Below are 12,646 nucleotides of genomic sequence, written 5' to 3' on the forward strand. Positions count from 1 at the left end.
ACGCCATTGAAGTTGTTTTATCAGCTTATGGTTGTAAAACTGAAGACACTCAACGGCTCATACTTTTACAAACGTTTAAAAAAGCTCAGCAAAAGCGACGACGAGGTGAATCAGCTCCTGGTGATCGTTACCGAAGTCACGAAGAATGCAGCCTACCTCAGCGAAAAGGTCGTTGAGCACATGCCGCTCTACACCAACCACAGCGAGCCTCATTTCCTCAATGTGCTCTACTGGATGGAGCAGCTCCTCTCCGAAGACACCCGCAGCAAACTCTCCCCGCTGGAGTGCGCGCTGTGCATCCTCGCCGCCTACCTGCACGACCTCGGCATGTGCCTGCCGCCAGAGGAAAAAACCAAAATTTACTCCACTCAGGAAACCAAGGAACGCCTGCACTACGAACAGCTCAAGGCGACCTTCGTCGAAGAGCGCCGTCTGGCCGAGCGCTACGCCAAGTCGGATGACCCCGCCCAGCAGGAGCACGCCCGGTTGATCGAGGCGTTCCTCCTCTCAGAATACATTCGCCGCACCCATGCGACGGACAAGCCCCTCTCGCGCAAACGGCTAACCCGCCACCTAGAGGAACTCAAGAACGCCGCGAACATCCAGGCCTTCCGGTATCGAGAGGAAGATTTTGAAGAGCCGCTCCTCAATATCCTGATTAGCCATAACCAAAACGTTGACTGGCTAACGAAGCAATATGCGCCGAACAAACGTCTGGAAGAATCCGACATCCTGCTCACGCTGGATGGTGAGCAAGCAAACCTCATTCTGCCGGGTTTATTGCTGCGACTCGCAGACATCATCGACTTTGATCGTTCTCGCACGCCACGCATCTATTTTCGGAACCTTGGCCTGGATGGCTTACAACGCGCACCGGGAGCATCAGTCAGCCGAGCCGAATGGGAAAAGCATTTAGCCATCAGCAGCATTGATTTTAAGCTCGCCAGCCAATCCAAGTACAACCTCGTCACGTTGACTTACCATGCGAACGCCTGCCCCAGCCCTATTGTCGAGAAAGGCATTCGCGAATTCATCGAACTCATCCGACAGGAATCCGCTGCGGTTGAAACAGAATGGCGCGCCATGCTCCAAGCGCTCTCAGACCATCAAAAGCGTTACGAGCATCAGTTCCCAGCCAAAGTGGAGCCTATCATCAAGGCCGCGAAACAAGGCGGCGCCCCTTGCTACTACTACGAGAACATCGAGTTCAAGCTCGACCAGGAGGAAATCATGCGCCTGCTCATGGGCGTCAACCTCTACACCGATCCATCGCTGTGCATTCGCGAACTGCTCCAAAATGCCCTCGACGCGATCCAAATGCGCGTCCGGCGCCTGGAGTATCAAGCAAAGGCCAAGGATCAGGCAAGGCTCTCATCGATTGAACCAACCGATGGCTATCTAGAAAAGCCGCACGTAACCCTGAACTATGGCGAACAGGACGGACAGGAATACATCACCGTCACAGACAATGGCTGCGGCATGACCAAGGATCAGATCATACGCTACTTCACCAATATTGGCAAAAGCTATTACCAGTCATCCGAGTTCAAAAGTGAGGCCAGCGCCTTCCGCAAAGAGGGCATCCTGACCACGCCCATCTCTCAATTCGGCATCGGCATCCTGTCCTGCTTCATGCTGGCGGACCGCATCGAGGTCCGCACCTGCCCCGGCAAAGCCGACTCAGCCCCCAACCAACCCCGCTCTGCCTACGACTTCACCGTGTCCGGCCCCGGCAGCCTCTTCTGGATGCGCGCCGGCACCCGTGATAAGCAGGGCACCGAGATTACTTTGTGGTTGAAATCCACGGTCAAGCTGGCTGAAGCGGATACAGAGGAGCGTTTGAAGGCGCTCAGGCATGAGTTTGGGTATCAGGAGCGAGGCTATAATGATAAGGAAGACCTACCTGCCTACCTGCAGAGTGGCGAATCAGAGCGACGCGAATCCATGCTGGTCGACCCTGCGTTCATTACGGCGCGCTACCTGGTCTGGCCCATCTGTCCAATCCAAGTCAAAGATGACCGCGAAGCAGATGAGCTGTTCATCATTGATGATCGATTTCACTGGGATAAGCTCAACCCCATCGACCCACAGGGTCTCATCGAAGCAGCAAAGAAATTCAACCAACAGCCAGAGGAAATCGGCACAGTTCACTGGCGCTGTTGGGACTGGGTGGACACGGAGGCCACCGGCAGCCGCATTCGCTTGGCCTTCCCCAGTAATCGCCCCAAGCCTGAGCCTAAAGAGAAAAGCGGTCTCCCCCAAGAGCCAAACCTAAGCCCCGAAGAGCTGGAGAATGAGCCGGACAAGCTGCCGCTCTGGATCATTCAGCATTTGGTGAAAGGCAAAGCAACAGACCAATGTCTGTCAAATGGTATCTTCGTTGCCGATACAGAATCCATCGAAGATGACCTCCCCGCTTCCAGCCATCTTGGCTCCATTCTGTGGGTGGACTTACGTGGAGCGTGTGCACCCGAGCTCTCCCCCGACCGTAATCAGATGCTAAAGCCCTGGTCCTCTCCACAGGCGTATGACGAAGCCATCCAGCAGTTGTTCTCTCGTTGGCTGAGTGATGCATTCAATTTGGCTAGCAGTCAGGCATCATTGGCCAATTTTCTTTCCCTAACCAACCGCAGCGCCGCCCTATACCTCCCACGGGCATGGTTTGATCCATCCATATCAGCAACCGTCAACGAATGGGGCCCCCGTTTGAATGAAAATCTAAGCGACCTAACACTGATTTTCGTCAACGACACACTTAACATTGAGATTTCGTCTCGAGACCGAGACCCAGCCCGAGCCCGAGGCCGAGACCTAACCCTAGCCCTAGCCCTAGCCCTAGCCCTAGACCGAGACCGAGACCTAGACCAAAACCTAGCCCTAGCCCTAGACCTAGACCGAGCCCAAAACCCAGCCCTAGACCGAGCCCTAGACCGAGCCCTAGACCGAGCCCTAGACCGAGCCCTAGACCGAGCCCTTCAGTTCGGAGACTACGGAAATCACCCGATGGGTTCGATGCTCAACGAAGCTTTTTTCCCCTCACTGAAGCAGAGCTGGCCGCTGCTCGCATTGAGTGCATTAGATGGGGAGGCCCACTGGGGATACCTGAAAGCCCCTGCCCACATCCTTTTCCAGAAAGAGGCATGGAACGAATTTCAAGTCAGCAAGCACTCTACTGGCTTGGAAACCAAACTCGAACCAATCGCTCAAAACCGGTATGATTGGATCTTCCCCCTAACCGTCATCCCCTTGGGTGCGCTTCGCTCCATCGCCTTATCCCACAATAAGTACCGCTGGCTCCGCGCCATGCTGACGCTGCCGTTCCTCTATCTCAATGGGCAATTGTTCCAAGAATCGCTGTCCAGACTGAAAGAGAAAATCCCCCTCCACCAGATCCACGCCCTGTTCCCAGAAGAATCTCTCTGGACCAAAGCTTTCGACGACTGGACTGATGAAGACATGAACCAGCGCTGTAAGTCCATTCTCTGGGATATGGATGAGGCGAGACTCTACTTTGCCCAAGGCGTGCAGCCAAAGTATCAGATGAAAACCATCGGCACGCCGGAGGAGGAATACTTCACCGAGATAGAGCGCAAGCAGGACAAAAAGGACGATTGAGTTCCTCTCGTGGACTTAGGCTGTGTTCGAAAATGCAAAAAAGCTATTTCAACAGGTGGAGCCCGGTTCCCTACCGGGCTCCACCTATTAGAACTGACTCTGGTGGCGCAATCCACTGCTTTATTCTGACCGGAAACACAGGTGGATTGTAGTCCGAAGCGCAGAAGGGTTGTGACCAAACCCAGTAGTGGATTGAGGGGAAGCGACGGCGATGCTTCCAATAAGTGTCGGCGACACTTCGACGGAGAGTCGGCGACGCTTCGATTAACAGTCGCCAATGCTTAGTCGGCCCAGGCCATATAACCAATGCGAGCTTCTGCACTACAGAACGCACGCTCCGGGTAAACATTGGAGCCAGATTTCATGTAAAGAATCATGTCAGATAATGCCGGGTCGGGCAAACGAAAATCAGCAAAAAGACGGAATAAACTACGGCTACAGCGTTAAGGCAGCTTCAGTTTCACCGAACATATTTTGCCCGCCTCGATGGTGACCAACTCGACGGCAAAGGCAGCCGCGTCGGCATCGATGGCCATGGCAGTCGTCACATACCGAATCCACGCCTTGGAAACGCCAAAGAGCTGAGCGGGCGCCCCCCCCCCCCCCCCAGAATAGCAAGAATCCACGCCACAATTATATTCTCCTGCTTTTGGGCTGCCAGGGGGTAAAAGACCGCTGCGCCAATTCCCAATATGGCGGAGAATGCACATAGCATTAGGCCAAAAAACTTTTGCTGCGGTTTCGATTACTTAATCCAGATTTAAATCAAGGATATTTAACCACTAATATTTACAGCATGCATTGCTTGGAATACGCCATTTGCGAGGTAAGGTTCACTTACCTGTCTTAACCACACTCACGCTACTATGGCACAACTACCGGTTATTATTCTGCACGGCTGGAGCGACGAATCTACCAGCTTCCAACCACTCGCCAAATATCTTGAAGATAACGGCATCATCACGACGCCGATCTACCTCGGCGACTACCTCTCCATGCACGACGAGGTGACGCTGCCTGATCTCGGCCGCGCCATGCAGCACGCCATCGCTGCCGCTGGCATCCCGCAAGATCGGCATTCGTTCGACTTGATTGTCCACAGCACGGGCGCCCTGGTCGGGCGCGAATACCTGCGCCAGATCTGCCGCGACAGCGAAGGCAAGCCCGACGCGACGCTGACGCCGATCCGGCGGTTTGTCTTCCTGGCGCCAGCCAACTTCGGGTCGCCGCTCGCCCACATTGGCAAGTCGATGATCGGGCGCCTGTTCAAAGGCTGGAAGTGGAATCGCCCGCTGGAAACCGGTAAGCAAGTGCTCAACGCACTGGAGCTTGCCTCGCCCTACAGCTCGCAGTTGGCGCTCGACGACCTATTCGACCCGGAGTTTCCCATTTTCTCTCCGGCCAATACGTTGGCCACGGTGATGGTCGGCACGGTCAGCTATCCGGAACGTTTTAAAAAGCTGGTGCACGAAAATGGTTCGGACGGCACGGTGCGTGTCTCCACGGCTAACCTCAACGCAGCGCATGTCAAAGTGCGCTTTACCGACCCCAGTCAGCCGCCGGAGTTTAAACTCTTTCCGCAGAACTGCCCTGAAATTCCGTTGGCGGTTTTTAAGCGCGACCACGCAAGCATCACGAACCCCACAGATCCGGTTCAAAAGAAACAGTATCAGGAAACGCTGCTTCAAGCCCTGAAGCTTGAGCCGGCCGACTATGACGCCCACCGCGACGCCTGCGTCCAGATAACTCAAGACACCTACGAGACCGGCGCGGCGGGGAGGAAGTTCAAGCCCCAGTATTTCCACCGCTACATGAACGTCGTCTTCTACGTGCACGACCAGTTTGGCGATGCGGTCGACGATTACTTCGTGGAGTTCTATCAGGAGGACGGCGACGACGATGACGAGGTCTTTGAAAAAGTTAACAGCGAGATACTGGAGCGGGTTCATGTCAATAAGGTCAGCAATGCGTGGCGCAGCCTGTATTTTGATATGGATGACATGGAGAAGCTGCTCGTGGAGCAGCAAGCGGAAGTCAGCATGAGCCTCGTTGCCGCTGCCATTTCAGAAATGATTGGCTACGCGAACCCGCCCGATCTGCCGGACGAAGGCGGCATCCGCGTCCTGAGCGATACCAACCGCACATTCTACTTCCCCAACCAAACGCTGATCGTCGACATCGAGATTACCCGCACTCAGTCCAACAAGGTCTTCTACCTGCAAAACTTCAACGGATAAACGACATGCGCGAAATCACATTGGAAACTCTTAAAACAGGCGGCGTCCTCCCCGAGAGCCAGCCGCCAGTTGCGCCGACAAGCGTCGTGAAGTTCCGCGTCGAAGCAGGCGAAACCCTGGAGAACCTGATCGAGCCACTGCCGGACCCGACCTCGGCGTCATCGAGGTTCCGCAAGGTTGGCGGATTCTGGCTCCAAAATAAAACCGCACCCATCGCATCCCTGGCCGACTTGAATCCCGGCAACCCGGCGCCCAACCCAGGTGATGAAATCGACGTGCATTTCGAGCACTTGCGCAACGTGAACGTCGAAGGTAAAGCCCTGTTCTACAACTTCGTTGGCCCCGGCGCGAAGTCCTGCTGGTATGCGCGCCCGAGCAATCCGCTCGACCTAGCCTCCAAGCTGCATGACCTCGCTTACGAAATCAACGGCCTACTCTTCGTTGGTGAGAGTCGCCCGGAAGCGGCTTGGTCCCGCCTGGCAAAAGCGGATTACATCTTCATGCGCATGATCGAGCGTATTCGCCACGACCAGTTGGACTATGCCTTCATTGCGAACATCGCTGAGTGTCAATTTCGCGCGGACGAACGCTATTTCCGCAAAGGCGACCGTTTCATCAATCCCATTCAAGCGCTGCCCAAAGACTGGCTGATGATCCCTTACGACCGACTCTCTACCCGCCCCTCGATGCGCGTTAAGGCACGTCGCAAGAAACACAAGTCCACTCAGCAAACTATCGTCGTGCCGGATTACACCGCGCTAACACTCGATGACCAGATATGGCCTGATCGCACCGTCAACCCCTGGCGTGAATCCGTTTCCGATGTGATGAGCCTCACGATCTTGAATGAAATGGAAGCGATCGACGACACTACCGGCCGCAAAAAAGTTAGGAAAACCGCCTGGACCAAGCTGATCTCGCTGAAGGATATGGAATAATGACAAAAGCGCTTAATCCAGCCACTGCTCCGGAAAAGTTCACCCAGCGCATCATGCCCGGTGGGGCTCCAACTGAGGTCCAACTCAGCTACCGCGTTTTTTTATGAGGCGCGGTGAGCATCCAGCACAAGATCAGTCAGTAAGCCATCTCGCCCTGACACTTCATTATCCAGGCCATCCAGTAAAACAGACTCGATGTGGCGCATCAGCCCAACATGCGGCGCCGCATCAGCCTCACAGGCGTACTCTTCTTCGCTTACTTTGCACCGCAAAGTAAACTTACCACTGTCTAAATTATCCGTGCGAATCTCGCCATCGACTCCGGATAAAACCAAGCGATCGACAAAACTTTGCGATGCAAAGTTTCCGAGGATCACACTCTGTGCGTCACTGGCGTATCCCACCTGCATGGTCGCCAAGTCATCCATCAGCGAATCAGCATGCACACGGCGCTTGGCCCCAGACATGCGAATCGGTTGGCCCAGAAATGCATTCAATAAATCAATGCGGTGGGAGAGAACGTCGACAAACAAACCACCACCGGATATCTGCGGATCGATCCGCCAGCCGTAAGCCTCCCCGGAACGATACGGCATCGCATACTCGGCTTGACCATGCACCAGCTCACCCAATACGCCATCGGCGATCAACTTGCGCATCATAAGCACATGCGGATGAAAGCGCCGATAGTAGGCCACAAACAGCTCAACCCCCGCACGCTCACAAGCGTCGATCATCTCTTCAGAGTCTGCCGCAGTCATGCCCATCGGCTTTTCCACCAGCACGTGGCGCCCGCTCTCGGCTGCGGCAATCACGTAGTCTCTATGGCTACTCGGCGGTGTGGCGATGTAGACGATGTTAACCCCTGCGCAGTTCAACACCTCGGACGCATCGGCCGTACGCAGCGGTACATGATTGGCGTCTGCAAACGGCGCTAGCTTCGCGACATCGCGTCGCATAACAGCCGTGATGCGACTGCGCGGACATCCCATGATGGATGGTCCACTTTTCTTTTCCACCACATCACCACAACCAATGATTCCCCAGCGTAGCTCATTCATGGGGACTTACTGTAGACATTTCATCCCCACAAGCAACCTCCTTGCCGCAGAATCGAAAGCACATGACGGAGTGTTAATAAAAGAGCCGCCGGTCGAGGCTGCGGTACTGAATAGCCTCCAGCAGATGGACCGTGTCAATGGACGCAGCGCCCGCCAGATCGGCAATCGTGCGGGCCACTTTAAGAATGCGATCGTAGGCGCGCGCGCTCAGCTTGAGCTCCTCCATCGCCTGCTGCAATAAATCACCTTGCTCCCGATTGATCGCGCAATGCTGGCGAATCTGCCGATGGCTCATGCGAGCGTTGCAGGCCGTAAGACGACTGCCGTTCTTGTCCGAAAGAAAACGGCGACTCTGCAAGGCCCGGGCTTCCATGACGCGCTCTCGCATCACCTCTGAACTTTCGCCCTTTTGCGCCGAGCGCAGTTCCTCAAAAGTAAGCGCTGGCGCCTCGACATGCAGGTCGATGCGGTCCAGCAATGGACCCGAAATCCGACTACGGTAGCGCTGAATCGTCGTCGGATTACAGCGACATTCGTGGCGGTTGTCGCCAAGGTAACCACATGGGCACGGATTCATCGCCGCCACAAGCATCAGTGCGGCAGGGAGCGTGACCTTGCCTGCACTACGAGAAATGGTCACATCGCCATCTTCCAAAGGCTGGCGCAACACCTCAAGCGTGGAGCGCTTAAACTCCGGCATCTCATCGAGGAATAACACCCCGTGGTGCGCGAGGGAAATTTCGCCCGGGCCGGGATTTGCCCCACCGCCGATTAGCCCCACGTCGCTGATCGTGTGATGCGGCGAGCGGAACGGGCGCGCAAAGCAGCGGTTCTCATCCTTGAGGCTTACGCCCGCCGCCGACTGCACGGCCAGGATTTCCAAGTATTCATCGAGCGAGGGCTCGGGCATGATCGTCGGAATGCGCTTGGCGATCATGCTCTTGCCGCTCCCTGGAGGTCCAACCAACAGAAGGTTATGCCCGCCTGCGACGGCGATCTCCACGGCGCGGCGAACCGTGTGCTGCCCTTTAACTTCGGAGAAATCAATCCAGTGCGCCGCGTCTGGCGGCTGTCGAAACGGGCTCTGCTGGGAATCAAGCGGCTGCACGCTGAGTTCGCCCTCGATCAGGCGAACAGCTTCGTCGAGCGAGCGGATCGGAATCACCTCCACGTCTTCCACGAGCGACGCCTCCTCAGCTGACTCCGGCGGGAGGATGACCCCGCGCTTGCCCGTTTGCCGGGCCAACATCGCCAGCGCCAAGCCGCCGCGAATCGGCCGCACGCCACCAGAGAGGCTCAACTCACCCGCAATGATGTATTGGTCCAGCACACCAGCCAGTTTCTCGTCGCCAATCTGCCGGGTGGCGCCGAGCATGCCCAGCGCAATCGGTAAGTCATACAGTGGACCCTCTTTGCGGATATCGCCGGGCGCCAAGTTGATCGTGGTGCGCGTTTCCGGGTTTTTAAAGCCGGTGTTGCTCAGCGCGGAGCGAACGCGGTCGATGGACTCCTTCACCGCCGAATCGGGCAGCCCCACCATAAACACCTTGGGATCGCCATGCTCCCCGGCGTTAACTTCCACCTGGACGGGATGCGCATCGATGCCTAGCAGGGCGCCGGAATGTATGGTAGCGAGCATGACACGGTTTATTACTACGCACACTGAGTCCATCAAGCAATAACTTCGCAGATAAATGCCCGCAAACCAAACGAGAGTTAGTTTTAGCTATTCTCAGATTGGCGCAAGCAGCCTTAGCATGGTCATATTTCACGCAGGTCAGAGTGCGAACATCTTGGCCTTTCCTAAGCACTGTAAGATCGATTCGCACCTCTGCTTCCGGGATATAGAGCCAATTTTCGGCATTATCCCTGTAAGACCGACCAACTCACTTTGCGGATAATCCGCCCCCGCCCTGCCGGTATTCGCGCGGGCTGCGCCCCATGATCTCTCGAAACCGACGGTTAAAATTGGAGAGATTGTTGAAGCCCGTCGCAAAAGCAATTTCAGCAATGGAATCCTCGCTACCGAGCAGTTGAGCGCATGCGCCGGCGACACGCAGCTCGTTCAAGTGCTGATGAAAAGCACGACCGCTCTGACGCTGGAAAAAGCGACTAAAGGCCTGCGGAGACATATTTATCCACCCCGCAACCTCCGCCTGAGTGAGGGTTGCGTCCGCAAGACGCTCCTCTAATTTCTGGAGGACATTATTCAGGCGCGGGTCGAGACCTGAACTGCGACCACCCGAGACGGGAGTCGAATTCAACTGGTGACGCTTCTTCTGCAGAGCCAAACGCTCCAGCAACTGCAATAGCAGCCCAAGGGGCATATCCCCAGGTGCATGCTTTTCGATTCGGCGCAGATATTCCGCACAACGCTCAGCCGTTTTCCCGGTAAAGATCAAACCGTGCTCAGACTTTGAAATCAGCTCATTGATACGTCGACTCTCGGGTAAGCTCCAAAATGCATCTCCCCAAAGCGACGGTCGAAAATGCAGCACAGACCACTTTGCCCCGGTTCGCTGGCTGGGAGCAGACCCATAGGCATGCGGCAAGTTCGAACCAAGCATTACCAGCTGCCCCGCGCGGTACTGACAGATTGCGCGCCCCGCGTGGAGGATACCCTCGCCTTTTTCGATCCAAACCAGCTCAACCTCGGGATGAAAGTGCCAATGAAAATCAACACATGCTTTCTCAAAGCCTGCCGCCTTCAAGCCGAAGTGCCCGGAAGGCAGTAGCTCTAATTGAGGTTTTTTTGACATCGAATTTAAGTCCCCGCAGATCTCTTTTTATAGATACAGTGAAGCGTTAGTCAAAAGGCAATCACGCAATTCTACGGGGTCACTCCAGGTCAACGGGTTAACTGAGTATCAGTATTTTGCAAGTCAAAGGAAGACGAATCCGGCTCGCATCTTTATACTACCGGAGAATGCACCGTTCTAATACCAAACCAATCGTGCTGGCGGCAGCGGCACACCCAGATGACATCGAGTTCTGCTTCGCTGGCACGCTACTCCTACTCAAGGAAGCCGGATGCGAAATACACATGTGGACTCTGGCCAATGGCTGCTGCGGTGACATGACCCACCCTCGTGAAGAGGTTGCCAAGATGCGTTGGCAAGAATCTCAAGACTCCGCCAAAGTCGCTGGCGCCATCCCCCATGAGCCCCTTTTTGACGATTTATCCGTGTTCTACGACCGTGAGTCCATCGCCAAAGTCAGTGCGGTCATTCGAGAAATACGCCCAACGATTATCCTGACGCACTCGCCGCAGGACTACATGGAGGACCACCAAAATGTCTGCCGCCTAGTCGTCACAGGCGCCTTTAGCCGCGGGATGCCCAATCATATAACAAGCCCTCAGCGACCGGTTTACGATGAGCCTGTCCGCGTCTACCATGCTGCTCCGCATGGCCTCCATGACGGCCTTGACGAACCTTTCAAGCCAGACTTCCTCGTCGACATTGAGTCCGTACTCATGACCAAGCGGAAAATGCTGGAATGCCACAAGAGCCAACAAGGCTGGTTGCAGGAAACCCAAGAAATGGATGCCTACATCGAGGATATGGTATCGATGGCGCGCGCCATGGCCGACCGCGACACATGCAATGCCATCTATGCTGAAGGTTGGCGCCGCCATTCCCATCTCGGCTTCTGCGTGCCCGCCTACAATCCACTTCCTCTGCTTCTGGCGAAGCATCTTTATCCATCCAAAACGACAACCATTGATGCTGTTAGCATTTAAAAATCTATGAGCCGACCAATAAGCAAACTAGCCGAAGGCTGGTGGGACTACACCACGCTAAATCCTGAACTTCTGGCAGATGCAGCCATGCTCACCGCAAAAGATCTGGTTCAGCTATCACGCCCTGGTTTCACCGTATCGATTTACGAAACGCCGCAAGAATTCTATTCCGCTCAAGCGCTGGAATACATCTCTGCATGGCAACAATCCACGCCCGATAATCCAGCGGGTATCTGCGGACCCATTGGACCGACAGAGCAACTTCCCATCGTTGCTCAGATGGTCAATGCGCTGGAGCTCAACTTGAAAAAGAAAGAGGCGCACTTCTGGGGTATGGATGAATGGGTCGACGAAAACGACGTGCCTGTCGATGCCTCTCATCCACTTTCGTTTGCCAGATGCGATAATGAACTCTGCTTTGACCGCATCAAGCCGGAGCTAGCGATTCCCGAAGCCAATAAGCACTTCCCGAGTGGCGAGCTATCCTCCTACGCCGAGAGCTACGACTCCATACGCTGCGTCTTGATGCAAGGCGGCCAAGGCGAAATCAAGCATTGGGCCTTTAACGATCCGCTGCCTCGAACGGGCGACTACCAGGACGAACCACCAACACCAGAAGAATACCTGGCAATGGGCACACGCGTCGTTGGCCTGCATCCTGTGACGATCATGCAGAATGCGCGCACCTCCGGCGGGGGTAATGTATCACTCGTCCCAGTGCGCGCCTGCACGGTCGGCCCACGTGAAACCTGGAAGTCCGAAACCGTCAGCATTTGGCATCCAGGCCATCACGACAATCCATTCGGGATTCGCCTGACTGCCCTGATGATTTCAAAAGGCATCTGCGATAGCGCCGTCCCCATGTCACTCTTGGCCAAGCACCAGAATGTTCGCTTTAGCTACCTACGCAGTGGGATTGGGAACGTCGAAGTCGAAATGCACTAACACCCGACCTTAATAGCGATTAACAAGAGCCAACACTGAAACGCATAGACACCACTCGCAGCAAATTCACTGCGGGTGGTTGGCCTCTCATCGTTACCAAATAACCAC

At 55.3% G+C, this 12,646-nt stretch carries 9 protein-coding genes; 5 read left to right on the plus strand and 4 right to left on the minus strand.

The features are described from left to right. Nucleotides 1-27 precede the first annotated feature (27 nt). Nucleotides 28-3,615 carry an HD domain-containing protein gene (locus tag RBB63_RS01875; protein ID WP_309380532.1) on the plus strand — a complete coding sequence of 1,196 codons (3,588 nt, stop codon included), beginning with the start codon at nucleotides 28-30 and terminating at the stop codon, nucleotides 3,613-3,615. A gap of 443 nt (nucleotides 3,616-4,058) precedes the next feature. Here the strand turns inward: RBB63_RS01875 and RBB63_RS01880 are convergent, their stop codons facing one another. Next, nucleotides 4,059-4,241, minus strand: a complete 183-nt coding sequence (locus RBB63_RS01880; RefSeq protein WP_309380535.1) for a hypothetical protein — start codon at nucleotides 4,239-4,241, stop codon at nucleotides 4,059-4,061. 240 nt (nucleotides 4,242-4,481) lie between these two features. Between RBB63_RS01880 and RBB63_RS01885 the strand changes: the two genes are divergently transcribed. Further along, nucleotides 4,482-5,852 (plus strand): esterase/lipase family protein, encoded by a 1,371-nt coding sequence (locus RBB63_RS01885; RefSeq protein ID WP_309380536.1) that lies wholly within the window; start codon nucleotides 4,482-4,484, stop codon nucleotides 5,850-5,852. Between the two features lie 5 nt (nucleotides 5,853-5,857). After that, nucleotides 5,858-6,790, plus strand: coding sequence for a hypothetical protein (locus tag RBB63_RS01890; RefSeq protein ID WP_309380538.1), 933 nt, complete (start codon nucleotides 5,858-5,860; stop codon nucleotides 6,788-6,790). Between the two features lie 101 nt (nucleotides 6,791-6,891). On the opposite strand, the gene RBB63_RS01895 is transcribed toward RBB63_RS01890, so the two are convergent. The 3 genes from RBB63_RS01895 to RBB63_RS01905 all read right to left on the minus strand — a co-directional run bounded on the left by RBB63_RS01895 (nucleotide 6,892) and on the right by RBB63_RS01905 (nucleotide 10,610). After that, complete coding sequence (locus RBB63_RS01895; RefSeq protein WP_309380539.1) at nucleotides 6,892-7,851, minus strand: Gfo/Idh/MocA family protein; 960 nt, start codon at nucleotides 7,849-7,851, stop codon at nucleotides 6,892-6,894. 73 nt (nucleotides 7,852-7,924) lie between these two features. Next, nucleotides 7,925-9,490: a YifB family Mg chelatase-like AAA ATPase gene (locus tag RBB63_RS01900; protein ID WP_309380541.1), complete on the minus strand. Its 1,566-nt coding sequence runs from the start codon at nucleotides 9,488-9,490 to the stop codon at nucleotides 7,925-7,927. 247 nt (nucleotides 9,491-9,737) lie between these two features. Next, entirely contained in the window at nucleotides 9,738-10,610 is an 873-nt protein-coding gene (locus RBB63_RS01905; protein WP_309380543.1) for an AraC family transcriptional regulator, read from the minus strand. Between the two features lie 167 nt (nucleotides 10,611-10,777). On the opposite strand from RBB63_RS01905, the gene RBB63_RS01910 reads away from it, so the two are divergent. Together RBB63_RS01910 and RBB63_RS01915 are read left to right on the plus strand one after the other, a co-directional pair. After that, the gene (locus RBB63_RS01910; protein ID WP_309380545.1) at nucleotides 10,778-11,593 is read left to right on the plus strand and encodes a PIG-L deacetylase family protein; all 816 of its coding nucleotides are present in this window, start codon (nucleotides 10,778-10,780) and stop codon (nucleotides 11,591-11,593) included. Nucleotides 11,594-11,599: 6 nt separating this feature from the next. Further along, nucleotides 11,600-12,538, plus strand: a complete 939-nt coding sequence (locus RBB63_RS01915; protein WP_309380546.1) for a sugar phosphate isomerase family — start codon at nucleotides 11,600-11,602, stop codon at nucleotides 12,536-12,538. Nucleotides 12,539-12,646 lie beyond the last annotated feature (108 nt).

The sequence above is a fragment of the Cerasicoccus frondis genome, assembly GCA_031296915.1.
Lineage (GTDB): Bacteria > Verrucomicrobiota > Verrucomicrobiia > Opitutales > Cerasicoccaceae > Cerasicoccus > Cerasicoccus frondis.

What these genes read in the sequence shown, in the direction of transcription:
- RBB63_RS01875 (WP_309380532.1), top strand. Translation starts at nt 28, where the DNA reads ATGGTTGTAAAACTGAAGACACTCAACGGCTCATACTTTTACAAACGT.
- RBB63_RS01910 (WP_309380545.1), top strand. Translation starts at nt 10,778, where the DNA reads ATGCACCGTTCTAATACCAAACCAATCGTGCTGGCGGCAGCGGCACAC.
- RBB63_RS01915 (WP_309380546.1), top strand. Translation starts at nt 11,600, where the DNA reads ATGAGCCGACCAATAAGCAAACTAGCCGAAGGCTGGTGGGACTACACC.
- RBB63_RS01900 (WP_309380541.1), bottom strand. Translation starts at nt 9,490, where the DNA reads ATGCTCGCTACCATACATTCCGGCGCCCTGCTAGGCATCGATGCGCAT.
- RBB63_RS01885 (WP_309380536.1), top strand. Translation starts at nt 4,482, where the DNA reads ATGGCACAACTACCGGTTATTATTCTGCACGGCTGGAGCGACGAATCT.
- RBB63_RS01905 (WP_309380543.1), bottom strand. Translation starts at nt 10,610, where the DNA reads ATGTCAAAAAAACCTCAATTAGAGCTACTGCCTTCCGGGCACTTCGGC.
- RBB63_RS01890 (WP_309380538.1), top strand. Translation starts at nt 5,858, where the DNA reads ATGCGCGAAATCACATTGGAAACTCTTAAAACAGGCGGCGTCCTCCCC.
- RBB63_RS01895 (WP_309380539.1), bottom strand. Translation starts at nt 7,851, where the DNA reads ATGAATGAGCTACGCTGGGGAATCATTGGTTGTGGTGATGTGGTGGAA.